The organism is Ruegeria sp. YTSC002, from assembly GCF_059609845.1.
In genome coordinates, this window is sequence record NZ_JBXWML010000001.1 from 704,665 (window position 1) to 730,298 (window position 25,634).

Annotated in this window: 25 protein-coding genes; 13 read left to right on the plus strand and 12 right to left on the minus strand. The window is 59.6% G+C overall.

The features are described 5' to 3' along the window. Positions 1-83: 83 nt before the first annotated feature. The 6 genes from AC2FFD_RS03535 to AC2FFD_RS03560 all read right to left on the minus strand — a co-directional run bounded on the left by AC2FFD_RS03535 (position 84) and on the right by AC2FFD_RS03560 (position 7,599). Positions 84-1,388, minus strand: coding sequence for an NAD(P)/FAD-dependent oxidoreductase (locus AC2FFD_RS03535; RefSeq protein WP_170343850.1), 1,305 nt, complete (start codon positions 1,386-1,388; stop codon positions 84-86). An 8-nt stretch (positions 1,389-1,396) separates the two neighbouring features. Further along, complete coding sequence (locus AC2FFD_RS03540; protein WP_171327797.1) at positions 1,397-2,755, minus strand: glutamine synthetase family protein; 1,359 nt, start codon at positions 2,753-2,755, stop codon at positions 1,397-1,399. Beyond that, positions 2,755-3,435 (minus strand): type 1 glutamine amidotransferase, encoded by a 681-nt coding sequence (locus tag AC2FFD_RS03545; protein ID WP_496871970.1) that lies wholly within the window; start codon positions 3,433-3,435, stop codon positions 2,755-2,757. Before AC2FFD_RS03545 ends, AC2FFD_RS03540 begins: the two co-directional genes overlap by 1 nt. A gap of 59 nt (positions 3,436-3,494) precedes the next feature. Then, positions 3,495-4,814, minus strand: a complete 1,320-nt coding sequence (locus AC2FFD_RS03550) for a glutamine synthetase family protein (RefSeq protein WP_496871972.1) — start codon at positions 4,812-4,814, stop codon at positions 3,495-3,497. A gap of 130 nt (positions 4,815-4,944) precedes the next feature. After that, positions 4,945-7,131, minus strand: coding sequence for a xanthine dehydrogenase family protein molybdopterin-binding subunit (locus tag AC2FFD_RS03555; RefSeq protein WP_496871974.1), 2,187 nt, complete (start codon positions 7,129-7,131; stop codon positions 4,945-4,947). Between the two features lie 3 nt (positions 7,132-7,134). Continuing rightward, complete coding sequence (locus tag AC2FFD_RS03560; protein WP_496871975.1) at positions 7,135-7,599, minus strand: (2Fe-2S)-binding protein; 465 nt, start codon at positions 7,597-7,599, stop codon at positions 7,135-7,137. A gap of 141 nt (positions 7,600-7,740) precedes the next feature. Here AC2FFD_RS03560 and AC2FFD_RS03565 point away from each other — a divergent pair, with 141 nt between their 5' ends. The 5 genes from AC2FFD_RS03565 to AC2FFD_RS03585 all read left to right on the plus strand — a co-directional run bounded on the left by AC2FFD_RS03565 (position 7,741) and on the right by AC2FFD_RS03585 (position 11,861). Next, on the plus strand, positions 7,741-8,343 hold the full coding sequence (locus AC2FFD_RS03565) for a TetR/AcrR family transcriptional regulator (protein WP_257598988.1): 603 nt from the start codon (positions 7,741-7,743) through the stop codon (positions 8,341-8,343). Positions 8,344-8,481: 138 nt separating this feature from the next. Then, entirely contained in the window at positions 8,482-9,477 is a 996-nt protein-coding gene (gene dusA, locus AC2FFD_RS03570) for a tRNA dihydrouridine(20/20a) synthase DusA (RefSeq protein ID WP_425078494.1), read from the plus strand. Positions 9,478-9,492: 15 nt separating this feature from the next. Continuing rightward, complete coding sequence (locus AC2FFD_RS03575; RefSeq protein ID WP_257598987.1) at positions 9,493-10,317, plus strand: sulfite exporter TauE/SafE family protein; 825 nt, start codon at positions 9,493-9,495, stop codon at positions 10,315-10,317. Next, the gene (locus AC2FFD_RS03580; protein WP_257598986.1) at positions 10,314-11,096 is read left to right on the plus strand and encodes a hypothetical protein; all 783 of its coding nucleotides are present in this window, start codon (positions 10,314-10,316) and stop codon (positions 11,094-11,096) included. The genes AC2FFD_RS03575 and AC2FFD_RS03580 overlap by 4 nt, the downstream gene beginning before the upstream one ends. Positions 11,097-11,132: 36 nt before the next feature. Next, complete coding sequence (locus AC2FFD_RS03585; protein ID WP_170343859.1) at positions 11,133-11,861, plus strand: SpoIIAA family protein; 729 nt, start codon at positions 11,133-11,135, stop codon at positions 11,859-11,861. A 651-nt stretch (positions 11,862-12,512) separates the two neighbouring features. Here the strand turns inward: AC2FFD_RS03585 and AC2FFD_RS03590 are convergent. Genes AC2FFD_RS03590 through ccmI form a run of 3 tightly spaced genes read right to left on the minus strand, consistent with a single transcriptional unit; the run spans position 12,513 to position 14,445 of the window. Then, on the minus strand, positions 12,513-12,746 hold the full coding sequence (locus tag AC2FFD_RS03590; RefSeq protein WP_496871979.1) for a DUF1289 domain-containing protein: 234 nt from the start codon (positions 12,744-12,746) through the stop codon (positions 12,513-12,515). Next, positions 12,746-13,228, minus strand: coding sequence for a Holliday junction resolvase RuvX (ruvX, locus tag AC2FFD_RS03595; protein ID WP_170343861.1), 483 nt, complete (start codon positions 13,226-13,228; stop codon positions 12,746-12,748). The genes AC2FFD_RS03590 and ruvX overlap by 1 nt, the downstream gene beginning before the upstream one ends. Then, complete coding sequence (ccmI, locus tag AC2FFD_RS03600) at positions 13,225-14,445, minus strand: c-type cytochrome biogenesis protein CcmI (RefSeq protein ID WP_496871981.1); 1,221 nt, start codon at positions 14,443-14,445, stop codon at positions 13,225-13,227. The genes ruvX and ccmI overlap by 4 nt, the downstream gene beginning before the upstream one ends. Before the next feature lie 176 nt (positions 14,446-14,621). On the opposite strand from ccmI, the gene AC2FFD_RS03605 reads away from it, so the two are divergent. From AC2FFD_RS03605 to AC2FFD_RS03620, 4 genes are all read left to right on the plus strand, one after another. Beyond that, on the plus strand, positions 14,622-15,866 hold the full coding sequence (locus tag AC2FFD_RS03605) for a sarcosine oxidase subunit beta family protein (RefSeq protein ID WP_170343863.1): 1,245 nt from the start codon (positions 14,622-14,624) through the stop codon (positions 15,864-15,866). Between the two features lie 75 nt (positions 15,867-15,941). Further along, positions 15,942-16,271, plus strand: coding sequence for a sarcosine oxidase subunit delta (locus AC2FFD_RS03610; protein ID WP_152458389.1), 330 nt, complete (start codon positions 15,942-15,944; stop codon positions 16,269-16,271). A 67-nt stretch (positions 16,272-16,338) separates the two neighbouring features. Continuing rightward, positions 16,339-19,353, plus strand: a complete 3,015-nt coding sequence (locus tag AC2FFD_RS03615) for a sarcosine oxidase subunit alpha family protein (protein WP_496871983.1) — start codon at positions 16,339-16,341, stop codon at positions 19,351-19,353. Further along, positions 19,346-19,912: a sarcosine oxidase subunit gamma gene (locus AC2FFD_RS03620; RefSeq protein WP_496871985.1), complete on the plus strand. Its 567-nt coding sequence runs from the start codon at positions 19,346-19,348 to the stop codon at positions 19,910-19,912. Before AC2FFD_RS03615 ends, AC2FFD_RS03620 begins: the two co-directional genes overlap by 8 nt. Positions 19,913-19,946: 34 nt before the next feature. Here AC2FFD_RS03620 and AC2FFD_RS03625 read toward each other — a convergent pair whose 3' ends face one another. Both AC2FFD_RS03625 and AC2FFD_RS03630 read right to left on the minus strand, forming a co-directional pair. After that, positions 19,947-20,339, minus strand: coding sequence for a hypothetical protein (locus tag AC2FFD_RS03625; RefSeq protein ID WP_480686227.1), 393 nt, complete (start codon positions 20,337-20,339; stop codon positions 19,947-19,949). 102 nt (positions 20,340-20,441) lie between these two features. After that, positions 20,442-21,203, minus strand: a complete 762-nt coding sequence (locus tag AC2FFD_RS03630) for an FkbM family methyltransferase (RefSeq protein ID WP_496871987.1) — start codon at positions 21,201-21,203, stop codon at positions 20,442-20,444. A 100-nt stretch (positions 21,204-21,303) separates the two neighbouring features. Between AC2FFD_RS03630 and AC2FFD_RS03635 the strand changes: the two genes are divergently transcribed. From AC2FFD_RS03635 to AC2FFD_RS03645, 3 genes are all read left to right on the plus strand, one after another. Continuing rightward, positions 21,304-21,903: a superoxide dismutase gene (locus AC2FFD_RS03635; protein ID WP_171228054.1), complete on the plus strand. Its 600-nt coding sequence runs from the start codon at positions 21,304-21,306 to the stop codon at positions 21,901-21,903. A 4-nt stretch (positions 21,904-21,907) separates the two neighbouring features. Continuing rightward, complete coding sequence (locus tag AC2FFD_RS03640; protein ID WP_257598979.1) at positions 21,908-22,786, plus strand: metallophosphoesterase; 879 nt, start codon at positions 21,908-21,910, stop codon at positions 22,784-22,786. 219 nt (positions 22,787-23,005) lie between these two features. After that, complete coding sequence (locus tag AC2FFD_RS03645) at positions 23,006-23,467, plus strand: host attachment family protein (protein WP_170343871.1); 462 nt, start codon at positions 23,006-23,008, stop codon at positions 23,465-23,467. A 43-nt stretch (positions 23,468-23,510) separates the two neighbouring features. On the opposite strand, the gene AC2FFD_RS03650 is transcribed toward AC2FFD_RS03645, so the two are convergent. Next, positions 23,511-24,062 carry an LOG family protein gene (locus AC2FFD_RS03650; RefSeq protein WP_170343872.1) on the minus strand — a complete coding sequence of 184 codons (552 nt, stop codon included), beginning with the start codon at positions 24,060-24,062 and terminating at the stop codon, positions 23,511-23,513. Between the two features lie 127 nt (positions 24,063-24,189). On the opposite strand from AC2FFD_RS03650, the gene AC2FFD_RS03655 reads away from it, so the two are divergent. Beyond that, positions 24,190-25,566, plus strand: coding sequence for a LysM peptidoglycan-binding domain-containing protein (locus AC2FFD_RS03655; protein ID WP_480684024.1), 1,377 nt, complete (start codon positions 24,190-24,192; stop codon positions 25,564-25,566). Positions 25,567-25,634 lie beyond the last annotated feature (68 nt).

Genomic DNA, 25,634 nt, shown 5'->3' on the forward strand with positions numbered 1-25,634 from the left:
AAAGATAAAGATATTCGGAAGGCAATCCAAGTCCCAATCGCCGGGCAGGCGAAAATTCACCAATCTGTCGCAATTTACGTGGATCAGATTCCAAGCCGGTCGCGCAGTGCGAACCACGTCATGGCCAGCACAAGCAGCGGATTGCGCAGGGCGGGGCCGCCAGGGAAAGACAGGGCGGGCACGCGTGCCATCGTGTCAAACCCTTCGGCCTGACCCTGAATGGCCATGGCCATGAGTTGTCCGGCATGGGTCGCAGTGCCGACACCGTGACCGGAATATCCCGAAGCCGAAAGGATATTGGGTGCAACACGGGCCAGATACGGCATCCGCCGCATGGTAATGGCCAGCGTTCCGCCCCAGGCATAGTCGATCTTCACATCCCGCAAATGCGGGAAAATTTCCGTCATGGGTTTGCGGACCTTGGCGGCGACATCCGATGGAAAGCGATAGCCATAGCTTTCGCCGCCTCCGAACAAGAGGCGGCCATCGGCGCTGAGGCGAAAGTAGTTCACCACGAATTTCGTATCCGCAACCGCCACATCCCGGGTCAAAACCCGCGCGGCGTCCTTTCCTAGGGGCTCGGTGGCCGCGATGAAATTGTTGATGGGCATGACCCTGGCGGCGACGGAACGATTGAGATCGCCCAGATACCCGTTGCAGGCCAGAATGACGTGCTTGGCCCGAACGTTGCCGTGTGCAGTTCGGATCACTGCCGTCTGGCCCTCGTCGATCCCGGTCACTTCGGTGCTTTCATGGGTGCGAACGCCCGCTTTGGCCGCGGCTTGCGCCAATCCCAACGCAAAGTTCAAAGGGTGCAGATGCGCCGCACCCGTATCCAGATACCCCCCGTGATAGGCTGGTGACGGGCACAGCGAATGACCCGCGTTTTCGTCCAGCAGCTCGATCTGGTCGTATCCATACCGCTCGGAAAGATGGCCGGCATGGTCATGCAGCTCTTTCTGCTCGGATTTGCTCAGGCCCAGAACGGCGACACCGGGTTTCAGGTCACACGCGATCCGGTGTTTTGCAATCAGGGATTTGACCAGATCCTTGGCGTCTTCGGCCAGTTCCCACAGCCTGGCGGCGTCGGCATCGCCAACAAGACGCTCGAGGTCTTCCTGGTCCATCCGCTGCGCACTGCCCAACTGGCCGCCGTTTCGGCCCGACGCGCCAAAGCCGACGCGGTGCGCTTCAAGCAGCACGACGTCGAACCCGGCTTCGGCCAGATGAAGAGCCGCGGACAGCCCCGTATAGCCGCCACCGACAACGCACACATCCGCCTTGGTGTCGTCTGACAACGCGGGAAAACGATCCATCGGATGTGCCGTTGCGGCATACCAGCTGTCAGGGTACTGGCCCTTGCGGTCATTGGAATAAAGCAGGTTCACGGAAGGTCTCAGACGTTGATCAGCAGATGTTCACGTTCCCACGGAGAGATGACCTGTAGGAACTCCTCGTACTCGGCCCGTTTGACGATGCCGTAAACGCGGGCGAATTCGGGGCCCAGAACCTCGTGCAGGGCGGTGGCCTCGTCGAACAGGTCCAGTGCTTCGCCCATGACCTGCGGGATATCGCCCTCGCCTTCATAAGCGTCGCCATAGAACTGACGACGTGGGCGCTCTTGCTGAACTAACCCCAGATAACCGCAGGCCAGCGACAGCGCGATGCCCAGATACGGGTTGCAGTCCATCCCGGCGATGCGATTCTCGACGCGTCGCGATTCCGGGCCGGACAGGGGCACGCGAATACCGGTGGTGCGGTTGTCACGGGCCCATTCCAGATTGATCGGTGCCGCGTGATCTTTCACATAGCGCCGGTAGGAATTCACATAGGGCGCCATGACGGCCAGACCGGCTGGCAGGTGGTTCTGCAAACCGGCGATGAAGTGATAAAACGCGTCCGTCTCACCCCCTTGAGGACCAGAGAAGATGTTCTGACCGGTTTCCATATCGATGATCGAGTGATGGATATGCATGGCCGAGCCCGGCTCTTCCTCGATCGGTTTGGCCATGAAGGTGGCAAAACAATTGTGGCGCAGCGCGGCCTCGCGGATCAGACGTTTGAAATAGAAGACTTCATCGGCCAGTTTCACCGGATTGCCGTGACGCAGGTTGATTTCCAACTGCCCGGCGCCGCCTTCCTGCGTGATGCCGTCGATCTCGAACCCCTGATGCTCGGCGAAATCATAGATGTCGTCGATCACCGGGCCAAACTCGTCCACGGCCGTCATGGAATAGGCCTGCCGCGCCGCGGCCGGGCGACCGGAACGCCCCATCATGGGCTTGATGCCCTGCGCCGGATCCACGTTGGGGGCAACCAGAAAGAATTCCATCTCTGGCGCAACAACCGGCTTCCACCCCTTGTCATGATAAAGCTGCACAACGCGTTTCAGCACATTGCGCGGGCTGTAGGGGATCGGATTGTCATCCCGGTCGTACGCATCGTGGATCACCTGCAATGTCCAATCCCCCGTCCACGGTGCAGCAGAGGTGGTCGAGAAGTCGGGCTTCAGGATCATGTCCTTTTCGATGAACCCGTCATCGCCGGCGGCTTCGCCCCAGCCCCCAGTGATGGTCTGGTAGAAGATGCTGTCGGGCAGGTGGAAATAGGATTGCTTTGCGAATTTTGTTGCAGGCACCGCCTTGCCGCGCGCAATGCCCGGCAGGTCCGAAATGATGCATTCAACTTCGTCCAGTCGTTGCCCGTGGAAATACGCCTTTGCGGCTTCCGGCAGTTTATCGGTCCAATCAGCCATCAGGCTCTCTCTTTCTTTAGAAACTCGGCCATGTGGCGCGCGATTCTGGCGTTGTCGTCCGGCGCGGTTTCGCGATTTGCGGCTTCGCGCATCAGATCCTCCGGGACGACGCCCTTGCCCCGTGTCCGCATCAGGCCCGCCACGAAGCCATTGGTGAACTCCGGGTGGGCCTGAACCGTCCAGATTGTGTCCCCATAAGCCAGCATCGCGTTTTCGCAGAAGGCATTCCGGCCCAGAACCCGCGCTTCTTTCGGCAATTCAACAACCTGATCCTGATGCCAGGCATTCAGCCATAACTTGTTGCCGTCATACTCGTATTCAGTACGACCTACGGCCCAACCTCCAGCGAACTTCTCGACCTTGCCACCCAGTGCCTGAGCAATGATCTGATGGCCAAAGCAAACGCCGATCAGAGGTTTTCCGCTTTCCCAGATATCGCGCACCAAAGCTTCCAACGGGGCGATCCAGGGAAGGTCTTCGTAAACCCCGTGACGCGATCCGGTAATGACCCACCCATCCGCATCATCCGCACTTTCGGGGAAATTGCCGTCGACGACGGCAAAGGTCACGAACTCGAACCCGTCGTCGCGCAGCAACGTGGGGAAAAGTTCGTCATAATCCCCGAATTCTTCCTGTAGCACTTCGGGGGTGTGGCCGGTTTGTAGAATACCGATTTTCATGTGTCACCAAATTTGATCAAATTAATCCTAACCGAGACTGGTTGATGCGGCAAGGGGGGTCAAACCGTCTCGAGATAGCTCAGCCAGTGATCCTCGGGCGGGATGCTCTCAAATCGGGTGATCTCTTGCCGCTTGGTCATGGTCAGATAGCGGATCAGGTCAGCGGGGAACAGCCGCGCCACCAAGGGATCCGTGGCAAACCTGTCAATCGCGCTCGACCAATCCGGCATCAGCTGAGGCAGGTCCGCGATGTCATAGGCGTTCCCCGTGATCGGGGCAGGTGGTGTCAAGCCGTCCTCAATGCCGACAAGTGCCGCGCCCAGAACCGCCGTCAGCATCAGATACGGGTTTATGTCTCCGCCGGCGACGCGGTGTTCGATGCGCCGCGCGGCCGGGGCTCCGCCCGGGATGCGAATGGCTGCGGTTCGGTTTTCATAGGCCCAGCAGGCGCCCGTGGGCGCATGTGCACCCGGTATGAGCCGTCTGTAGGAGTTGCCGTGGGGGGCAAATATCAGCGTACTGCCTGGCATGGCCGCGACACAGCCAGCTACGGCAGATCGCAAAACCTCGGTGCCTTCCGGCCCGTTGTTGTCGAACACATTGCGCCCGGTCTGGTCCAACACCGAGAAATGCACATGCATTCCGTTGCCCGCGTCATCGGCATAAGGCTTGGACATGAAGGTGGCCGCAAATCCGTGCCTGCGCGCCAATCCACGCGTCAATGCCTTGAAAAGCCACGTATCATCGGCACAGCGCATGGCATCCTGATGGTTCAGGTTGATCTCGAACTGGCCGATGCCGCTTTCCGAGATGGCCGTCTGCGCGGGGATGCCCATTGCGGCGCAGCCGTCGTACAGGTCGGTGAAGAACGCTTCGAACGCGTCCATTTCAGCAACCGACAGAACGGCTTCATCCGCTAGGCGCCGCCCGGTGATCGGATTCACTGGCGGTTGTGGTTGCGCGCCAGACGCATCAACCAGTGTGAACTCCAACTCCGTCGCGGCAACAACGGACCAGCCGCGTTGCGCATAGCGGTCGAGTATGGCGGACAGAGCATGCCGCGGGTCGCCCGGGAACGGTACGCCGTCATCATCATACAAGCTCATTGGCACCAGCGCCGTTTCCGTATCCAGCCACGGCACGGGGACCGGGCCGCGTTCGGTCGGGCGCAGCACCCCATCCGCGTCGCCGGTTTCAAAGACCAGCGGGCTACCGTCGATATCTGCGCCCCACAGATCAACGTTCAGTGCCGAGAATGGCATTCGTACAGCCCCCTTCTCCAGTTTGTCCGCATAGACGGGGGGCACGCGTTTGCCGCGCATCTGACCATTCAGATCACATGCGGCAACGCGGAAATTGTGCAGGGCGCTCAGGTCCATTGGGGGCTCCGTCGGTGAAACTCCCCAGTGATTTACTTCAATGGATCTGCTTTGTCATCAAATTTGATCAAATTTTGCTTGGGGGTCGTGGAACGTCCGCGCCGGTTCTGACCGGCGCGGAGAGGTGCTTTTAAGCGAAGCTGACACCATGCGCTTCCATGGGCAATTGCGCCACATGCACACCTGACAGGGCATTGATCGCATTGGCCAATGCAGGCGCTGACGGTGGCGTGCCGGGTTCTCCGACACCGGTTGGCGCTTCGGCTGATGGCACGATATGTACGTCAATTGCGGCAATATCCCCGATACGCAGCGGTTCGTAGTCCGGGAAGTTGTATTGATCCACAGCACCGCTGGTCAGAGTGATCTGGTCACGCATCACGTGGCCAATGCCATAGCCGATGCCGCCTTCCATCTGCGCGCGCACAACATCCGGGTTCACGGCAATGCCGCAATCCACGGCACAGGTGACCTTTTCAATCTTGATGCCACTTTCCGGATCGCCCGAGATTTCGACCACTTCAGCTGCGTAAGACCCAAAGGACTTGTGAACGGCAATCCCCTGCGACCGACCTTCTGGCGCATTGCCCCAGTTTGCCTTTTCGGCCGCCAGCTTCAAAACAGCGGCTTTTCGCTGCTGGTCCGCGTTGCTGCTGTCGGACAGATGGGCCAGACGGAAGTCCACCGGATCGCGCCCTGCCGCTTGGGCCACCAGATCCATCATGGTTTCCATCGTATAGGCCGTGTGGGTGTGCCCCACCGAGCGCCACCATAGTACCGAGGTTGCCTTGGGCGTATCTGTTAAACCCAGCGCCATTCCCGGAATCTGGTAGGGGCTGTCCGCGATACCTTCGACCGAGCTGTGGTCGACCCCGTCATGCACTGCGAAGGCCTCGAAGGCCGTGCCTTTCATGATTGATTGGCCAGCTACCTGATGCTGCCATCCGACGATTTTGCCATCGGCATCCAGCCCGACCCGGACCTTGTGGCCAAAGGCGGGGCGGTAATACCCGCTGCGGATATCGTCTTCGCGCGTCCAGACCAGTTTCACTGGGCGCGAGCGGTCAGTGACGACAAAGGCCAGGGCGGCCTCGACCTGATAATCCGCATCCGGGGTGGCGCGGCGCCCGAAAGACCCGCCTGCCAGCATGGTCTTGATGTGGATCTTCTCGGCGGGCAGGCCAAAGATCTGCTGGTAGGCCATATGAGGCCCCGTCGGCATTTGTGCCCCGTCATGCAGAACGATGTCCCCATCGGCTGTTTGCTCGATCGTGCAGTTCAGCGGCTCCATCGGGGCATGGGCCAGCAGTGGGAAGTAGAACGTTTTTTCAACGACCTTGTCCGCACCGTCGATGGCGGCTGCCACAGCTGCAAAATCCGCCTTGTTCACGTTATACGTGGGCTCAGCCTCCAGCGCGGCCATGATCTCGGCCTTGATCTGGTCCGAGTTGCGGGTTTCCGCGCCGGACATGTCCCACTCGACCTCAAGCGCATCGCGTGCTTGAATCGCGGCCCAGGTGTTTTCGGCATAAACCGCGACACCGGCCTGATTGGGCAGAACCGCGGCGCTGATATAGCCTTTGACCTCTTTCGATGCGCTGTCATCAAAGCCCAGGGCGATGCCGCCCTTCGCTTCCGGGCGTTTGATCATGGCGACCATCTGGTTGGGCAAGTGAACGTCCATGGCAAACATCGCCTGGCCGTTGCCCTTGATTGCCGAATCCTTGCGGCGCACCGTTTCATTTCCGATCAGGCGGAATTCCGACGGGTCCTTCAGGCGCGGCTCTGCCGGAGCGTCCAGTTGCGACGCAGCGGACACGAACTCAGCGATCGGAGCCGACTTGCCGCCTGCCTTGACGATGCCGTCTTCGATGGTGATGGCGGATGCATCCACGCCCCAGCTTTGCGCGGCGGCGTTGATCAGCATCTCGCGCGCAGCAGCACCGGCCTGACGGTATTGCAGCCACGAATTCGCCATCGCGGTCGAACCGCCGGTGCCCTGGAATGGACCAAACAGCAGGTTGTTGTAAACATTCGGATCCGAGGGGGCGAACTCGTATTCGATCTGGTCCATGGTCAGGCCGATTTCTTCGGCAATCAGCGTCGGCAGGCCGGTCGCTGGGCCCTGACCTTTTTCAAAGTGTTTGACGATGGCGGTCACGGTGCCATCGGCATCGATCTTCACAAATGGATTGAACTGCGCGGTCTCGGACGAGGCCGCGGCCAGTGCTCCGTCCGGACGGGTGCCGACCAGCAGTACGGCACCGGCAGCGGCGGCACTTTTCAGAAACCCACGGCGAGAGGTGTTGATGGTCATGGATCAGGCCTCCAGAATTTCAGACGCGCGCTGGATACCGGCGCGGATGCGTTGATAGGTGGCGCAGCGGCAGGCATTGCCGGACATGTACTCGTCAATCTCCTGAGCCGACGGTTTCGGGTTCTCGGACAGCAGCCCGACAGCCGACATCACCTGACCCGACTGGCAGTAGCCGCACTGGACGACATCCAGCTCGACCCAGGCCTGTTGTATGGCAGCGCCGATCCTGTCGTCACCGACAGCTTCGATGGTCGTGACTTCGGCGCCTTCGACGTCTTCAATGAAAGTCTGGCACGAACGGACGGGTTCACCGTTCAGATGCACGGTGCAGGCCCCGCAGGATGCAACGCCACAGCCGAATTTCGTGCCGGTCAGTTTCAGTTCGTCTCGGATCACCCAGAGAAGAGGCGTTCCGGGTTCGGCCTCAACCTCGTGGGTCTTGCCGTTCAGGTTCAATGTAAGAGCCATGATGAGGGGGTCTCCTGTTGGTGCTGGTTTCCGCAATTGGTAAACTCGCGGGTTTACTCATGGCATATAATTTTGCCTCTGTAAACTTCTGCGTTTACCTAGTGTTTGACCAAGGCGCGTCAACAGGTCTATAGCTCTGACATGAACGAATGCAGCGCACATAATGCGTCCAAGCGCGCACAGATCATCGAAGCTGCCGTGGCCGAGTTCCAGGAAAAGGGCTTTGCGGCGGCCAGTATGGACCGCATTTCAGCACGGGCCGAAGTGTCCAAGCGTACGTTGTACAAGTACTTTGAAAGTAAAGAGAACCTGTTCCGCTCCATCGTGGTCGAATTGTCCAGTCGCTTTGCTGAAGTGCTGGAAATCCGGTATGAAAAAGGTCGCGATATTCGTACGCAACTGACCGAACTGGCCTGGGCCGAAGGGCGCATTCTGATGCGGCCCGATGTTATTGCGATGGCCCGGATGGTGATCAGCGAAACCTTGCGCAACCCGACGCTTGCGGCGGAAGCTCAGGGCAAGCTGGACAAGACGGCGACGTTCATTGCCATGCTCAAGGATGCGGCAGAGGATGGGCAGCTTCGGATCGATGACCCGGAACGGGCCGGGCGCGAATTCATTGGCCTGATCAAGGCGCGCGCCTTCTGGCCGCTGCTGTTTACGGGTGGGGCGCTTGGCGAAGCCGAGATGACGGAAACGATCGAAAGCAGTGTCCAGATGGTGATGAGCCGATATGCTGTCTGATCGGAAACAGCTGAATCCCGACGGCCGCCGTCGGGACGCCGTCAGAGGAATGTGTTAGGGCTTTTTGACTTGATTCGGGTGGGCAAGACCACTGACAGGCCATCGGATTTCGAAGCATAGCAGGACGGAGGCGTTGCTGTGACAGGCAAGGCAACACAGGCTGCGCGTTTAAGCGTGGCACCCATGATGGATTGGACAGATCGCCACTGTCGCTATTTTCATCGGCTGCTCAGCGCGGAAACGTTGCTGTATACCGAGATGGTGACGGCGCCGGCGCTGGTGCGGGGCGGGGCGGTGCATCTGTTGGACCATTCTTCTGAAGAACACCCGGTTGCTTTGCAACTCGGCGGCTCTGACCCGGAAGAACTGGCGCAGGCCGCGCGTTTGGGGGCTGAGGCCGGGTATGATGAGATCAATCTGAACTGCGGCTGCCCGTCGGATCGTGTTCAATCCGGCACTTTCGGCGCGGTTTTGATGAAAGACCCGGCCCGCGTTGCCGACTGCGTGACTGCCATGCGCGAAGCGGTGAACGTGGATGTCACCGTTAAATGCCGCATCGGGGTCGATGACCAAGAGCCCCAAGATGTATTGCCCGCATTTCTTGGGCACATCAGCGCGGCAGGGTGCCAAAGGGTGACGATCCATGCCCGCAAGGCGTGGTTGCAGGGGCTGAGCCCCAAGGAAAACCGGGATATCCCGCCTTTGGACTATGACCTTGTGCATCGGATGAAGGATGAGTTTTCGGATCTTCACATATCGATCAATGGCGGCATCAACACGCTGGACGAGGCAGCCGCTCATCTGGAAGCCGGTCTTGATGGCGTGATGATCGGTCGGGCCGCGTACCATCAGCCGGGCGATGTCCTGTCGGATGCTGACCGACGCATCTTTGGTACCGGAAAAACGCGTGATCCGTTCGCGATCGTTCAACACATGGTGCCTTATGTGGAACGGCATCTTGCCAATGGCGGGCGTTTGCACCAGATCACGCGTCATATGTTGGGCCTTTTCGCGGGTCGTCCCGGAGCCCGCGCATGGCGGCGCGCCTTGTCGGAAGGGGCCGTGCAGGATGGGGCCGGACCCGAGGTGATGCTGCGGGCGCTGGATCAAGTGGCGCCCATGGCAGAAGTTTAAGCGGCAGGGGGAACGATGCCCGAGACGATGTTGCTGGCCCAGATGCTGGGCCTTTTGCTTGTGATCGGAGCGCTGGCCGGCGTACTTGCCGGATTGCTGGGGGTCGGCGGTGGAATCGTCTTGGTGCCCGCCTTTTTCTATGCGTTTCAAACTCTTGGCTACGGCGGTCCGCAGTTGATGCAACTGTGTCTGGCCACGTCGCTGGCCACGATCATCGTGACGTCGGTCCGATCCGTTCTTGCGCACAACAAGAAGGGTGCGGTGGATTGGGATATCCTGCGCGGTTGGGGGCCGGGGATCGTCGTCGGTGCGATCATCGGGGTTCTGGTTGCCTCGGCCCTGCGCACCGAGGCCTTGCAGGCACTGTTCGGCATATTGGGAATGGTGATCGGGGCCTATCTGGGGCTGGGGCGTTCGGAATGGCGGCTGGGTGATGTCATGCCCGGTGGGTTGAAGCGGGCCATCCTGTCTCCTGCGGTCGGGTTTCTTTCGGTTCTGATGGGAATAGGCGGCGGCAGTTTTGGTGTGCCGCTGATGAGCCTCTACAACACGCCGATCCACCGTGCCGTGGCAACCGCGGCCGGATTTGGTGTGATCATCGCCGTCCCCTCGGTCATCGGTTTTTTGTTTCTGGATATCGCACCGGAACACCGGCCTCCGCTGACCATTGGGGCGGTCAATCTGGTGGCCTTCGGTATCGTCGTGGCAATGACGATGATCACCGCGCCCTGGGGGGTGAAGCTGGCCCATGCGATGGATCCGAAACCCTTGAAGCGCGTGTTCGCCGTGTTCCTTACGCTGGTGGCGCTCAATATGCTGCGCAAGGCGGTGGGTTTGTGAAGGATTTTGACGTCAGGGGGTGGGTGAAATTCCCCTATGATCCAGTGCTTGCGGCCTGGGTGGGCCATGCGCTGCCTGCCGCACGGGCCTCGGTAACGGACCCGGCCCATGCTGACTGGCTGGATTGTGACGGGACGTGGTTCATCGGTGTTGACGCGTTGCCCAATGACGCGCAGGGCAGGGTTGGCCGTTCGGGGCCTTTGGCAGGAACCGCCATGTCATTCATTGCTGGGCGTTATGGGCAGTTGCCGCTTCACAAAGGCCAAGTCTCGGTCATGCATCCGGGATATCCACGCCCGCGTCGGGGGGAAAACGAAGCCGCCGCGCGGTATCGCAGAAATCGGGACGCGGCCCATGTGGATGGCTTGCGCCCAATGGGGCCGGATCGCCGCCGCCGGGTCGATGAACCGCATGCCTGGATTTTGGGCATACCGCTGACCGAGGCCAGCCCGGATGCCTCGCCCATGGTGTTGTGGGAGGGCAGCCATCATATCCTGGGCGCGGCGTTCAGGCGCGCCCTTGCGGGGAAGCCACAAGAACGTCTGCATGAAATCGATATAACGGATATCTACCAATCCGCCCGTCGCGAGGTTTTCGAAACCTGCCCGCGAATCGAACTGCCTGCAAAACCGGGCGAGGCTTACGTGTTGCACCGCCATTGCCTGCACGGGGTTGCCCCTTGGGCAGACACGGCAAACGCTGGGCCGGATGGACGGATGATCGCCTATTTCCGCCCGGAATGCGCCGGGGGTGTGGCGGAATGGATCGAATCCTCTTAACCTCCTGTCATTGTTTGGCTTTGGAGGTTTTGACCGATGATTACGGTCCATACGAATTCTGATGGTGCGTTGATTGAAGTCGAGTTGTCGGGGCAGGTCACCAGCGCCGACTACGCGGACATCTTGGTTCCTGCGATCGAAGCGGCGCTCACCGAACACGATTCCGTTCGGCTGCTGGCTATCGTGCAGCCGGAGTTCAAGGGGTATGATTTGGGTGCGGCCTGGTCCGACACCAAGCTGGGGCTCAGCCACTGGCGGGGGTTCGACCGGATCGCGGTTGTTGCCGATCAGGGCTGGGTGCAAACCAGCATCCGACTGGCGGCCCCGATCCTGCCGTGCCCGGTTCAGGTATTCGAATTGGCCGAGCTTGAGGCCGCGCGCCGCTGGATGCGCGAGTCGCTGGGGTCCATTCACGTGACCGATCTTGAGGGCCCATGCGTGCAGATCAGCCTTTTGGGAAAACTGGACCCGGAGGAGTACAAGCAGGCAGAGCGCGACCTGGACGCTTTGTTGCACGATCGATCCGGGTTTCGGTTGCTGATCGACCTGCGGGAATTTGATGGCTGGCAGGGGTTGTCCGCTCTTGCAGCACATTTTCGTCTGGCCAGCCGCCATATCGGGCAACTGGATCGCGCGGCCATCGTCGGGGACAAAAGCTGGCAGCACATGGCACAACGTGTCGCCAGTCATGTCTTGGGCACGCGGACTCAGTTCTTTCCGTCCGAGGAAATCGAAAACGCAAAAACCTGGTTGGCCGCCGGGTAAGGACCTGCTCTGCGCCCTAACCTGCATCTTGTGATCTTGCTGCCAACGAACGGCTTGCGTGCTTTGTTCTCTGGTCAGAACAAAGCACCTTTGAGCGTGAATTGACCTAATCTGATTGGCTTGTTTCGCGGAACGAAACTCTCCACATGTTTTGAAACCGGTCTTGATACCTTGCCGGTCAAGAATTGTGACGTAAGGGAACTGGTGGGTTTTTCCGTGGAATATCTGACCTTAAGGTCAACACGGACCAAAAACCGCGTGTTTTCCCCCTAAATCTGACCGGAAATGCCCTTACCTACGCCGTGTCGCTGCGGGCCTCCACTCACGTTGAACAGATGCGTTCATGAGCTGGCCCCTCTTGGAGCTCGACCTCGGTCCGCGGCGGCACAGTTATTGGAAGCGGGAAGTTTGCGATGACATTTAAGTTGTTGATGGAAAGATTTGCTGCACGCAAGACGCCGGCATTCAAGACGGACAAGACCAGCACGAAGCATGTCCAACATGCAGCGAAAAAATACGGGACTGCAAAAACAAGCAGATCCGAAATCGCAGCTCTGTTCGAGTCAGAGCTGCGCGGGCACGAGCCGAACGGACCTGCCCGCGACAATTCTTGAGAACACAGGGATTTGCCCCGATGCAGACCGGTTGAATTCAGGAACCGTTCAGCCGCGCTGCACGCCCGCCACGACGTTTGCTAAGGCGCGGCTTTCTGGTTGGCAGGTTTTCCATGATTTCGGCGCGTTCGCGGCCGTCCATCTTGGACCAGCGGGTGATTTCATCAATCGTGCGATAGCAGCCGGTACAGATACGTTCAGTCGGGTGAACGACACAGATCTGGACACAAGGGCTTTCGACCTCATTCCTTTTCCAAACCATATTCGTCATCACTGGTCTCCGACCCGTTGCAAAAAGCGCAGCCTGTCCAGCGCCCCTTGCAAGATATAGCTGGCCGCAACGTGATCAATAACCTGTCCGCGACGTTTTCGTGTCGTATCCGCCTCAAGCAGTGCTTTTTCTGCCGCAACCGTGCTGAGCCGTTCGTCCCAAAATCCGATGGGCAAATCGGTCAGGCGGGACAAATTGCGCGCAAATGCCCGCGTTGACTGGCATCTTGGCCCTTCGCTGCCATCCATGTTCTTTGGCAGGCCCAGCAAGATGCCCCCGATCTCGCGATCGGTTACAATTTCGATCAGGCGCGCGGAATCGAGCGTGAATTTCTTGCGCCGCACCGTTTCCAGCGGGCTGGCGACGCCGCGCATCCGGTCGGACACCGCGACTCCGATTGTCTTTTCCCCTAGGTCCAGTCCCATCAGGGCACTCATAGGTTGCAGCGCTGCTGCAAAATCTTCGATAGCGTCATGGATCATTGAGCGATCCCGGCCTGAAGGGCCGCCGCATCGATGATCTGCAACGCCTCTGAGTTGCCGGCAAACACTTCCATGGCCTCATCGCGAATATCGATGGCACGCTGGCCCTGGCCCAGAACGCCCAAGGCGGCGATCAGGCGGGCCCATTCCTCGGGGGACCCGCCTTCTGTCGCCAGACGGTCAGACAACTGGTCCACCATGCCCTGAATCATCTGCTGCCGTTCTTCGGGGCTCAGCTCTGCGGCGGCGGCCATGTCTTCCTGGCTGGGGCCGGGTGCCGTGCTCAGATCCGGTGCATTGAATACACCGGCCCGAAAGGCCAGTTCGTCGATCTGAGCCCGAATTGCTTCGGCCCAGGGCGCACCTGCCGGGGATTCCCGCAACGTTTCGACCCACATGCGATAGGCAAGGTCCGGCCGCCCGATCTGGGCCAGCATCTGCCCCCAATAATAGCGCGCCGGGCCGTGACGGGGGTCACGGTTCAGCGCTTCGATCAGCGCCTGTTCCGCTTCGGGTGAGACATATCCACCTGCGGCCAGAATCATCATTTCTGCCAGGTCCGCATAGGTATCAGCCGTGGCACTGTCGCCGGACAGCTCAATCACCTTTTGCTGTGCGGTGTACCCGTCCTTGAAGTTGCCCGCATTCGTCTCGTGCTGCGCCAGCAACATCTGGCCTTGCAAATCATCCGGCCGGTTCGCAACCGTTTCACGCAACTGCTTCAGCAGGTTCGCATAGCTTTCGTCCAGCTGCGCAGGTTGGGGCGGGGTCGCCAGCTCTTCCGCGGCGCTTTGGGATGGCCGGTTGGCGCGCACTTCCTTGGCCAGTTCCAACCGTGCGGTCAGCGGCATATCGGGCAATCCGACGGCCCCGGTGCGATGATACATCGCCAATGCGCCACCGATCAGAAGCAGCGAGATGGCCAGGATCGACAACGCTGAAACGGTACGAGAAGGCCCGGCGCCGGCGCCCTCTTTCTTCATCTGGTCATCTGCGGCCAGAATGCGACGGGAAATTTCCGTGCGCACCCGTTCCGCGTCGGCCTCGCCAATGACGCCGCGCGCCAGATCCCGGTCCACACCGGCCAACTGTTCGCGATAAACCCGCAGATCGTATGCGGCCGCGGGTTCATCCCCACGGCGTTTGCGCAGCAGGGTAAAGCTGAGAAAAGCTGCGATCAGCAGCGCGACAAGAAAAATCAGAACCCAGAACGTCATGGTCCCTCCGAGGATGCTGCCCTGACTTAGACCTGTGAGGCGTCCGACAAAAGGGACAAATGGCCGCGAATGAGCGACATGTCGCAATAGTGCTATATTGCGGCGTTGCACGGCAGGGCTAAAATGCACTCACACGGCATATCTGCGCCCAATCACCGAACCGGATGGATTCGCACATGAAACACTATTCAGCCTTTGCTGTGGCGCGGGAAGCTCTGCGCTATCACACCGGATGGGAGCGCGCCTGGCGCTCACCCGAACCCAAGAAGCGTTATGATGTCATCATCGTTGGTGCTGGCGGTCATGGTCTGGCGACCGCGTATTACCTTGGCAAGAACTATGGCATCCAGAATGTCGCGGTTATCGAAAAAGGCTGGCTGGGCGGCGGCAATACCGGCCGCAACACGACGATCATCCGTTCGAACTATCTGCAAGACCCGTCTGCCGCGATCTACGAGAAAGCGCGCAGCCTTTACGAGGACCTGAGCCAGGAGCTGAACTACAACATCATGTTCAGCCCGCGCGGTGTCATCATGCTGGCACAGACCCAGCACGAGATCCGCGGCTACCAGCGCACGGCCCATGCCAATGCGCTGCAAGGTGTAAAGACGGAATGGATCGGTCCCGAACGCGTCAAACAACTGGTGCCTATCATCAACCTGGACGGCCCCCGGTATCCGGTTCTGGGCGGCCTTTGGCAGGAACGCGGGGGCACGGCGCGCCACGACGCGGTGGCGTGGGGTTATGCGCGTGCCTGTTCGGCGATGGGTATGGACATCATCCAGCAATGCGAAGTCACCGGTATACGTTCGGATAACGGTCGCGTCGTCGGGGTCGACACCACCAAGGGTGCCATCGATTGTGACAAGCTGGGTATCGTCGTTGCGGGCCATTCGGGTCAGTTGGCCGAAATGGCGGGCTTCCGCCTGCCGCTGGAGGCCGTTGCCTTGCAGGCGCTGGTATCCGAGCCGATCAAACCCTGCATGGATGTGGTGGTGATGGCCAACACCGTGCACGGCTATATGTCACAATCCGACAAGGGCGAAATGGTGATCGGTGGCGGCACCGACGGGTTCAACAACTTCACGCAGCGCGGGTCGTTCCATCATATCGAGGAAACCGTGCGGGCGCTGGTCGAAACCTTCCCGATGATCTCGCGTCTGAAGATGCTGCGCCAGTGGGGTGGGATCGTGGACATGACAGGTGACCGCTCGCCCATCCTGTCGAAAACACCGCTACAGGGCTGCTTTATCAATGGCGGCTGGGGTACCGGTGGCTTCAAGGCGATTCCGGGTTCAGGCTGGGGGATGGCACAGTTGATGGCGACGGGTCATTCACCGCTGACCGAAGCCTTCTCGATGGACCGCTTCAAAGAAGGCCGCTTCATCGACGAAAGCGTCGCCGCCGGGGTGGCGCACTAGGGGGATTCCCGAAGGTGCCAGAAAACAGAATTCAGGTCGGCCCCCGCGCCGACCGACCGCCAAAAGGATGACAACATGCTAATCCTGAATTGCCCCTATTGCGGCGTAGACGCCGAAGAAACCGAACTGGCTGCCGGCGGCGAAGCGCATCTGAAGCGTTTCGGCCCGGGCTCGTCCGATGACGAATTCCACGACTATCTGTTCATGCGTGAAAACCCGAAAGGTGTTCATTTTGAACGCTGGCGCCACGCCAATGGCTGCGGCAAGTGGTTCCACGCCGCGCGCTGCACGCAGACACTCGAAGTGTTCGGCACCTATTCCGCGCAGGTCACCGAGCCGCCGCAGGACATCAAGGATGCCATCACTGCCAAACGGCCCGGCTGGACGTGGAGAGAGTTCTCCTGATGCTTCATCTTTTCAAAAATACTCCCGCCGGAGGCTTTGACGCCTCCACATGCGAAAGGTCAGCGACATGAGCACCCGTCTCGCAAAACAAGGCCGGCTGATTGACCGGTCGAAAAAGGTATCATTCACCTTCAACGGAACCTCGATGCAGGCATATGAGGGGGATACGCTTGCCTCGGCCCTGCTGGCCAATGACCAGATGATGGTTGGCCGGTCGTTCAAATACCACCGACCCCGCGGCGTTGTCGCCAGCGGCGCGGAAGAGCCGAACGCGCTTGTCGGTCTGGGACAGGGCAACCGGTTCGAACCGAACCAGCGCGCCACCACGACCGAGGTGTTCAACGGCTTGACCGCAATCTCACAGAACCATTGGCCAAGCCTTGAACATGATATCGGCGCGGTCAACACGGCCTTTGCCCGGTTCCTTCCGGCCGGCTTCTACTACAAGACGTTCATCCACCCCAAACCCTTCTGGAAACACGTCTACGAACCTTTCATCCGGCAGTCGGCGGGATTGGGTAAGGCGCCCGACAAGGACAACCGGGATGCCGACACTTATGAGCACTTCTACGCCTTTACCGATGTTCTGGTGATCGGCGGTGGTGTGGCTGGTTTGCAGGCGGCCAAGGCGGCGGCACAATCCGGTGCCAAGGTTCTGCTGATCGAGCAGACCGCGCATTGGGGCGGTCGCGCTCCGGTTGACGGCGGCACCGTCAATGGTGAGCCTGTGGATAAGTTCGTGGAGCAATTGGTTTCCGAACTCGAAACAATGGACAACGTCATCATGCGCAAGCGCTGCATGGGAGCGGGTGTTTATGACCATGGTTATGTGTTGGGATACGAACGTCTGACCGACCACACGCCGGGCGTGCAAGGCCCGCGCCATCGCTTGTGGCGCATTCGTGCCAAGCAAATTGTAACGGCAACGGGTGCAATTGAAAGACCATTGTCCTTTGCTGGCAACGATGTTCCGGGTGTGATGCTGGCTTCGGCCATGCGCGATTATGTCGTGAACTGGGGGGTGACGCCGGGGGATCGTGTCATCGTCGCCACCAACAATGACGACGCTTACCGCACCGCGATCATCCTGAAACAGGCCGGTGTGGATGTTTTGCGTATTGTTGACGCACGGGCAACGGCTGGACCTCTGGCGGAAGAAGCCCGCCAGTTGGGTATCCGCGTCGACCCGGGCAAGGCCATTGCCAAGGTCAAAGGCGGCAAGCGCGTCAAAAAGGTTGCCATCTGCAATCAGGAAGGTGTCGGCGGCGCGCGTGAAGAGGTCGAGGCGGATGCGGTCGCCATGTCTGGCGGCTGGTCTCCGGTCGTGCACATGTGGTCCCATTGCGGAGGCAAGCTGATCTGGGACGACGCGAACGCGCATTTCCGGCCGGATCCCGAGCGTCCGCCGCTGGGGGCCGACGGCAAGGGGTTCGTTGTTGCTGCTGGCGCGTCCAACGGTCCTCTGGCGTTGCAAGATGTACTGACAGACGCCCATGCCGCCGGCAAGGCGGCTGCCAAGGCGGCTGGCTTCAAGCCCAAGAACACCAAGGCGCCCGCAGGTGAGACAACCATCGAGGCGCCGATGGAAGCGGTCTGGCTCATGCCGGCAAATGCCGAAGTTCAATTGCGCATGAAATCGTGGCTGGATTTCCAGAACGACGTCAAGGTTTCTGATGTCCAGCTGGCCGCGCGCGAAGGGTATGAAAGCGTCGAACACACCAAGCGCTACACCACTCTGGGCATGGCGACCGATCAGGGTAAATTGAGCAATATCAACGGATTGGCGATCCTTGCTGATGCACTGGAATCCGAAATCCCCAAGGTTGGCACAACCACCTTCCGCCCGCCTTATACGCCCATCTCGATGGGCGCGATCGGCGGTGAGGCACGCGGCGATGTATTCCAACCGATCCGTCAGACACCGATGCACAACTGGCACGACAGGAACGGCGCCGATTGGGAGCCGGTCGGTCACTGGCGCCGGGCCTATGCCTATGTCCGCCCCGGTGAATCCGTGCACGACGCGGTCAATCGCGAGGTCAAGAACACCCGCGAGAACCTCGGCCTGCTGGATGCCTCGACGCTGGGCAAACTGATCGTCAAAGGCCCGGATGCCGGCAAGTTCCTCGACATGATGTACACCAACATGATGTCGACGCTGAAGGTCGGCAAGTGTCGCTATGGCCTGATGTGTTCTGAAAACGGCTTTCTGATCGACGACGGCGTTGTCGCCCGCATCGACGAGGACACATGGCTGTGCCACACCACCACCGGCGGGGCCGAGCGTATCCATGGTCACATGGAAGAATGGCTTCAGACCGAATGGTGGGACTGGAAAGTCTATGTCGCCAACGTGACCGAGCAATACGCGCAGGTCGCCGTGGTCGGCCCCAACGCCCGCAAGGTGCTTGATAAGCTGGGCGGCATGGATGTCAGCAAAGAGGCGCTGCCCTTCATGGAATGGCGCGATGGCAAGATCGGAGGCTTCGATTGCCGGGCCTACCGCATTTCGTTCTCGGGCGAGCTGTCTTATGAAATCGCCGTTCCCGCCAGCCAGGGTCAGGCGTTCTGGGATGCCTTGATGGAGGCAGGCAAAGAGTTTGGCGTCATGCCGTACGGAACCGAATGCCTGCACATCCTGCGGGCCGAGAAGGGCTTTATCATGATCGGGGACGAGACCGACGGCACCGTGATCCCGCAGGATCTGGGGCTGCACTGGGCGCTGTCCAAGAAGAAAGAGGATTATCTGGGCAAACGCGCCCATTCCCGCAGCCACATGGCGGATCCCGCGCGCTGGAAACTGGTCGGTCTCGAGACTGTGGATGGATCGGTTCTGCCGGATGGTGCTTATGCGGTGGGCGAGGGCGTCAATGCCAACGGTCAGCGCAACATGATCGGCCGTGTGACGTCGACATATTACTCGGCCAATCTGGGCAAAGGCATCGCCATGGGGCTGATCAAACACGGCCCCGACCGCATGGGCGAGATCGTCGAGTTCCCGGGCACCGACGGCAAAACCTACAAAGCCAAGATCGTGGACCCGATCTTTTTTGACAAGGACGGGGAGAAGCAGAATGTCTGAACCCATCAGCGCATTGAACCACGCAAGCTATGACGGCATCGCCAAGGTCAAGGAATGCGGCCTGCAAGGCATGATCACCCTGCGCGGCGACCTGTCCGACAAGGTGCTGGCCAAGGCCGTCAAGGATGCGACCGGCCAGAAAGTGCCGGGTCAGCGCGAGGCGCTTGTGACCGGCGACACCGGCGTGGCTTGGATGTCGACCGACGAGTTGCTGGTTCTGGTGCCTTATGCCGAGGTCGAAGCCAAACTGGCCGACATGGTCGGTGCCCTGAGTGGCACCCACGCTTTGGCGGTCAACGTCTCGGATGCCCGCGCCGTCTTCAGCGTCTCTGGTGCCAGCGCCCGCGAAGTTCTGGGCAAGGTCGCACCTGTCGATCTGTCGGCGGATGCTTTCCAGCCTGGCCAGATCCGCCGCACGCGTCTGGCGCAGGTGGCTGGTGCTTTCTGGATGGATGATGAACAGACCTTCCGCGTGGTCTGCTTCCGTTCGGCAGCGGATTATGTGTTCAAACTGCTCAAGGTGGCAGCACAGCCCGGCAGTGAGGTCGGGGTCTACTGAACAAAAAAAGCCCCGGTTCCACCGGGGCTTTTTCTTACTTGACTGTCGAACAGGTCCCGACCCCAAAAGGCTTGTTCGCGAAGTTTCCCTGAACAAATGCCATGCGGACGGCGACTGTGTTGTCGGATGGTTTCAGGTTCGCTTGATATCGAACACGGACATTGCCGCCGGCAGCCATTTTTTGATCGAGGTTCCAGATAATACGATACCCCTTGGCGCCGCGGTTTTTGAATTTTGCCTTGGCCCAATCCTGGTACGACGTGGCGGCCATCGCCGAAGTTGCGGCGGGGTCAATCTGGAAAGCATACTCTGGCGCGATCCAGCCATGGGCGTCCTGTTTTGTCATTTTGCAATGATAGGTAACTGTTTCGGCGGCAGCGGTTTGTGCAAGCACCGCGGCGGCGACAATCAGGAAAAGTCTTTTCATTTTATCCGGTTAGCTGTGATTTCTGATGTAGGCACTCAAAGCGATACATCTCAGAGATGCAAGCAGGACTTCGCGTAAGCGAAGAAAAAACCGGCTGACGTTCTACCCTTGCAAGAGAACGGTGTGAAAACGGCTCAGACCGTCTTTGGTCAGCAAGTCCGAAACCTTCAGGGGGTGCGCTTTGTCGTCCGACAGCCCCGAATAAAACCCCAGCTCATCCATCAAAGCGCTGACACGTTCGTGCCTCTCGTTTTCCGGCAGCAGAGGTGCGTGAAGAGACAGAAGAAGGGCGGGGCGGTGTTCCTTCAGCCACGCGGACAAAGTGGGTGCGACAATGAATTCCGCCCCTTCGATGTCCATCTTGACCAGCGACACCCGCGACAAATCGTTCGCCGCTTCGAACTGGTCCCAGGCGATCGTCAAAGCATCAGACCCATGCGCCCCGTCGTGCAGAAGGGAACTGGTGGAATCCCCGGGTTCACCGCGTACAGAGGCCATGCGAGCCACGGCAAACCGATCTGACAGGGCGACCCCGAAGGCCGAGACGTTCTGAATGCCGTTCAGATCAAGGTTCCATGCCAGGTGCCGGAACGCGGTCGGGTCAGGCTCAAAACACCAGACATGCCGCGCCTTGCGTGCGCCGTACAGGACCGTCGGGCCAATCCACGCCCCGATATCCAGATAGTCGCTTTGCGGGGACAGGAACCGGTCAAGAACTGCAAATGTTTCAGGTTCCCACGCGCCCGAAGTGGCCTTGCGCCAGAACTTCGAATGATACGGGTCCAGACGAAAGGGCTCGCCGTTCAGGTTGCCCGCATAATATCCGCGGGCGCGGTAGAACATCTTGCGCACCTGTGTCAGCATCGCCTGCCTCCGGGTTTTCTTGTCTCGGCCCTTGACCTGCGGCGGTTGCCAAAGCATTTAACCTTGGGAACCGCAACTTACATTTAAACAGGGGGCCGACATGGCTTTTGAACTTCCTGATCTTCCTTATGCACATGACGCGCTGGCAGCCAAGGGTATGTCCGCGGAAACGTTGGAATATCACCACGACCTGCACCACAAGGCCTATGTCGACAACGGCAACAAGCTGATCGCCGGCACCGAGTGGGACGGCAAGTCGCTGGAAGAGATCATCGTTGGCACTTACGACGCAAACGCCGTGGCACAAAACGGCATCTTCAACAACATCAGCCAGTTGTGGAACCACAACCAGTTCTGGGAGATGATGGGGCCGGGCGAGTCCAAGATGCCGGGCGAGCTGGAAAAGGCTCTGACAGAAAGCTTTGGTTCGGTTGACGAATTCAAATCGCAATTCAGCGCTGCCGGTGCCGGTCAGTTCGGTTCGGGCTGGGCGTGGCTGGTCAAGAATGCAGATGGCTCGCTGGCCGTAACCAAAACTGAGAACGGTGTTAACCCGCTTTGTTTTGGTCAGACCGCGCTGCTGGGTTGCGATGTTTGGGAGCACAGCTATTACATCGATTTCCGCAACAAGCGCCCGGCTTACCTGTCGAACTTCCTCGACAATCTGGTGAACTGGGAAAACGTCGCATCACGGATGTAACGTATTGAACCGACGTCGGTTCATAAAGGGCCTGCTGGCGGTGACGCTGGCAGGCCTTGTCACGGCCGCCTACGGGTTCGTCATTGAACCCGCGGTTCGTTTGCGCGTGCGCAAATGGCGCATTCAGCGGGACGACTGGACAGCGCCGCCGCTCAGAATCGCCGTACTGTCCGATTTGCATGTCGGCGAACCTTATGTCGGCCTGAACCGCGTAAAGCAGGTGGTCCGCCGAACCAATGCGCTGGCTCCGGACGTGATCCTTCTGCTGGGTGATTTCTTTGCAAGCCACAAAGGTGTGTCGGACACGGTCAAGATGCAGGACCTGGCACCCGTGCTTGCCGGGCTTGAGGCAAAGAATGGTGTCTTTGCCGTGCTGGGCAATCACGACTGGTGGGATGACAGGACGGCACAGCGGCGCGGATCCGGGCCCAATCGCTATGCCAAGATCCTGGAACAGAATGGCATTTCGGTGTTGTCCAATGCTGCCATCAAACTCGAGGCCCCGGGCATCTGGCTGGCCGGGCTTGAGGATCAGCTGGCGATCTGGCGCAAAGGCAAACCACAGGGATTGGACGATCTGGCGGGTACTCTGGCGCAGATCACCGATGACGCTCCGGTTGTGATGATGGCGCATGAGCCCGATGTTTTTCCCACTGTGCCCGAGCGGGTGGCCTTGACCCTTTCGGGGCACACACATGGTGGCCAGGTGCGCCTGTTCGGCTGGTCGCCCGTCGTGCCGTCGAAATTCGGCAATCGCTATGCCTATGGCCATGTACGCGAAGATGGGCGCGATCTGGTGGTGTCGGGCGGTATCGGATGTTCAATTCTGCCGGTTCGACTGGGCGTGACGCCCGAAATCACCGTTGTCGAGATGTCCGCCTAAAGGGTTGATGACCGACCGGTGAAAACCCGCCGATACGTGCGCTTTCTGCATGACGGTATCTTGTTTGCTGCTTTCCAATGCACATCTCTGTAAGGCAGAGGGAGAGAACTGCTTGTCAATTCAAACAATGATCGGGCTGCGCACTGCTGGTGCGTGAACGACCCCGCATGTCCGGCAGGTCGAGGGATACCCAGAAAACAACCTTAACAGGAGATCGCAATGGTCGCACTTACACAGGGAACTTGGGTTATTGTTGCAGATGGAGAGAAAGCGCTGGTGATGGAGAATATCACCGATGCCGACGATCCCAACCTTGTCGTCGTCGCTGTTGAAGAACAAGACGGCCCGACCGGGAAACCGACTGACCGCGCAGGTCGTCGCAACGACGGCGGACCGAAACAGAAATCGGCAGTTGAAGAACCCACGTGGAAGGCACACGCAAAATCTCTGTTCGTGCAGGATCTGGCGAATCTGTTGAATCGGAAGGGGCTGAAAGGGGCCTATGACCGGCTGGTTCTTGTGGCAAGCCCACAGGTTCTGGGTCTGTTGCGGCGTCGTTTGCACAGCGAGGTGCTGGGAAAGGTCGTGGCCGAGGTCAACAAGACCCTGACCAATCATCCTTTGCACAAGGTCGAGCAGGTGGTACGCCACAGTCTGCAACCCAAGGCCAGACTGGCCTGATCAATACGGCGGGCGGCTCAACCGCCCGCACGGCTTTCCATCCTCAGGTCAGTTTGTCTCGCAAGGCGCTCATGGCTGTATCGGCGTCTTCTACCCAGGTGATGAAATCCGCCAGAGACGTGTCGGCAAAGCCTTGCCCGATCACCTGGTCCAACAATGTGTGCAACGCGTCCCAATAGCCATTCACATTGACCACGACGATGGGTTTGTCATGCAGCCCAAGCTGGCGCCAGGTCAGCGCCTCGAACAACTCGTCCAGCGACCCCGGACCGCCGGGCAGAACAACGACGGCGTCGGCGTTCATGATCATGACCTTCTTGCGCTCGTGCATTGTCTCGGTGATCACGAAATGGGTCAGATCCGTCTTCCCGACCTCACGCTTGACCAGATGCACCGGAATGACGCCGAAAGTTTCACCACCGGCATTCTGTGCGGCACGGGCCACTTCACCCATCAAACCGACATCTCCGGCTCCGTAGACCAGCCGCCAGCCTTCCTGCGCCAGCAGGCTGCCAAACTGCCGTGCAGTTTCAGAATAAGCCTTCTCGGCTCCATTGCGTGACCCGCAGTACACACAGATTGATTTCTGAGACATCAAAGGGGGGCTCCGGGGTTGTGTCAGGGGTTTTGACCCGTGATAGCGGGATTGATAGATTGGCTCAACTGTCCGTCGGAAAGCTTTTCAACGCAAAGCTTTTGCCCGGCGGAATGAAAGGAAAATAATGGACGCCAAATCGGGAAACGGAAGCTCGGGCAATTTCATCTGGGGGGTGATTGCGGGTCTTGTTGCGATATTGGGCGCGGGTGGATTGTATTTGTCTGGCGTCTTCACCAAAGCGCCCGAGCCGAGCGCCCCGCAGGAAACCGCATCCGCCGTAGCCCCGGAACCTGAAAAGCAGGAGACGCAGGTCTCGGAACCGGAAACGGCTGAACAGGCAGTTCCTGCGGATGAAGGGCCCACGACCGAGCCTGCCGAGGACACACGTGAAGCGGCCGAAGCCTCTGACGCGGATACTGCCGCTGCTGAGCCGGAAGATTCCGCGCCTGCGCCAGCGGCTCCTCCGGCGCTGGATCAGATTTTTGTTCAACCAGATGGCACGACGTTGTTGTCCGGCGATGCCGAGCCCGGCAGCCGGATCGAGGTGCTGCTGAACGGAGAACCCCTGCACACATTTACCGTGGACGGCAGCGGCCAGTTTGCCGAATTCGTTTCGATCCCGTTCAGCGACGCGGCTCAGGGGTTGGTCCTGCAAAGCAAGGATGGCGAACGGATCGCACGGTCCGACGATTATCTGATTGCGGCTTTGCCAAAGCCGGTCGAAGAAGCACCTGTATCTGAAGAATCGCCGGCATCCGATCCGGACAGGCCGGTCGATGCCGAAGACGCCACCATCGCGACGGCCGATGCAGACATTGAGCCCGAAACGGCGACCGAAGTCCAAGCGGCGGAAACTGACGTGACCGGAACCGAAACCACGGTGCCTGAAGCCGAGGAAACGCAAACCGCCGATTTGCCGGCAGAGGCACCCGAACCGGATCAGCAGATTGCCGTGCTGCGGTCCGGCGAAGAAGGCGTTGAACTGGTGCAGCCGCCTGTCGTGCGGGATACGCCCCCCGAACAGATCGCACTGGATACCATCGGATATTCTGAGACCGGCAATGTTCAGTTGACTGGACGTGTGCAGGACGGCGCAGCCGTTCGACTGTACCTGAACAATCGTCTGATCGCCGATCTCGACCCGCAAGAGGATGGATCCTGGCGCAGCGATCTTGAGGGGATTGATCCAGGTGTCTACACCCTGCGCGTGGATGCGGTGAATACGGACGGGACGGTGCTCAGCCGGGTTGAAACGCCGTTCAAGCGGGAACCGGTTGAAGTGTTGGATGCCGCCGTGGCGGCCAGCCAGGCCAATGCGCAGGGGGAAGCACCAGCAATTCGTTCGGTTACTGTTCAACGGGGCGACACGCTGTGGGCCATCTCGCGCGACCGGTTTGGCGACGGGATCCTGTATGTAAGGCTGTTCGAGGCCAATCGCGACCTGATCCGCGATCCGGATCTGATCTATCCGGGGCAGGTCTTCACAATACCTGAACAATAATCGACTCTGGCCCAAAAGGGCCGGGGTCAATCTCTGACCGCAGTTAAGGTACGTGATGAGACGAACAT

What these genes read in the sequence shown, in the direction of transcription:
- AC2FFD_RS03540 (WP_171327797.1), bottom strand. Translation starts at nt 2,755, where the DNA reads ATGGCTGATTGGACCGATAAACTGCCGGAAGCCGCAAAGGCGTATTTC.
- AC2FFD_RS03545 (WP_496871970.1), bottom strand. Translation starts at nt 3,435, where the DNA reads ATGAAAATCGGTATTCTACAAACCGGCCACACCCCCGAAGTGCTACAG.
- AC2FFD_RS03550 (WP_496871972.1), bottom strand. Translation starts at nt 4,814, where the DNA reads ATGGACCTGAGCGCCCTGCACAATTTCCGCGTTGCCGCATGTGATCTG.
- AC2FFD_RS03555 (WP_496871974.1), bottom strand. Translation starts at nt 7,131, where the DNA reads ATGACCATCAACACCTCTCGCCGTGGGTTTCTGAAAAGTGCCGCCGCT.
- AC2FFD_RS03560 (WP_496871975.1), bottom strand. Translation starts at nt 7,599, where the DNA reads ATGGCTCTTACATTGAACCTGAACGGCAAGACCCACGAGGTTGAGGCC.
- AC2FFD_RS03565 (WP_257598988.1), top strand. Translation starts at nt 7,741, where the DNA reads ATGAACGAATGCAGCGCACATAATGCGTCCAAGCGCGCACAGATCATC.
- AC2FFD_RS03575 (WP_257598987.1), top strand. Translation starts at nt 9,493, where the DNA reads ATGCCCGAGACGATGTTGCTGGCCCAGATGCTGGGCCTTTTGCTTGTG.
- AC2FFD_RS03585 (WP_170343859.1), top strand. Translation starts at nt 11,133, where the DNA reads ATGATTACGGTCCATACGAATTCTGATGGTGCGTTGATTGAAGTCGAG.
- AC2FFD_RS03590 (WP_496871979.1), bottom strand. Translation starts at nt 12,746, where the DNA reads ATGACGAATATGGTTTGGAAAAGGAATGAGGTCGAAAGCCCTTGTGTC.
- ruvX (WP_170343861.1), bottom strand. Translation starts at nt 13,228, where the DNA reads ATGATCCATGACGCTATCGAAGATTTTGCAGCAGCGCTGCAACCTATG.
- ccmI (WP_496871981.1), bottom strand. Translation starts at nt 14,445, where the DNA reads ATGACGTTCTGGGTTCTGATTTTTCTTGTCGCGCTGCTGATCGCAGCT.
- AC2FFD_RS03605 (WP_170343863.1), top strand. Translation starts at nt 14,622, where the DNA reads ATGAAACACTATTCAGCCTTTGCTGTGGCGCGGGAAGCTCTGCGCTAT.
- AC2FFD_RS03610 (WP_152458389.1), top strand. Translation starts at nt 15,942, where the DNA reads ATGCTAATCCTGAATTGCCCCTATTGCGGCGTAGACGCCGAAGAAACC.
- AC2FFD_RS03615 (WP_496871983.1), top strand. Translation starts at nt 16,339, where the DNA reads ATGAGCACCCGTCTCGCAAAACAAGGCCGGCTGATTGACCGGTCGAAA.
- AC2FFD_RS03620 (WP_496871985.1), top strand. Translation starts at nt 19,346, where the DNA reads ATGTCTGAACCCATCAGCGCATTGAACCACGCAAGCTATGACGGCATC.
- AC2FFD_RS03625 (WP_480686227.1), bottom strand. Translation starts at nt 20,339, where the DNA reads ATGAAAAGACTTTTCCTGATTGTCGCCGCCGCGGTGCTTGCACAAACC.
- AC2FFD_RS03630 (WP_496871987.1), bottom strand. Translation starts at nt 21,203, where the DNA reads ATGCTGACACAGGTGCGCAAGATGTTCTACCGCGCCCGCGGATATTAT.
- AC2FFD_RS03635 (WP_171228054.1), top strand. Translation starts at nt 21,304, where the DNA reads ATGGCTTTTGAACTTCCTGATCTTCCTTATGCACATGACGCGCTGGCA.
- AC2FFD_RS03645 (WP_170343871.1), top strand. Translation starts at nt 23,006, where the DNA reads ATGGTCGCACTTACACAGGGAACTTGGGTTATTGTTGCAGATGGAGAG.
- AC2FFD_RS03650 (WP_170343872.1), bottom strand. Translation starts at nt 24,062, where the DNA reads ATGTCTCAGAAATCAATCTGTGTGTACTGCGGGTCACGCAATGGAGCC.
- AC2FFD_RS03655 (WP_480684024.1), top strand. Translation starts at nt 24,190, where the DNA reads ATGGACGCCAAATCGGGAAACGGAAGCTCGGGCAATTTCATCTGGGGG.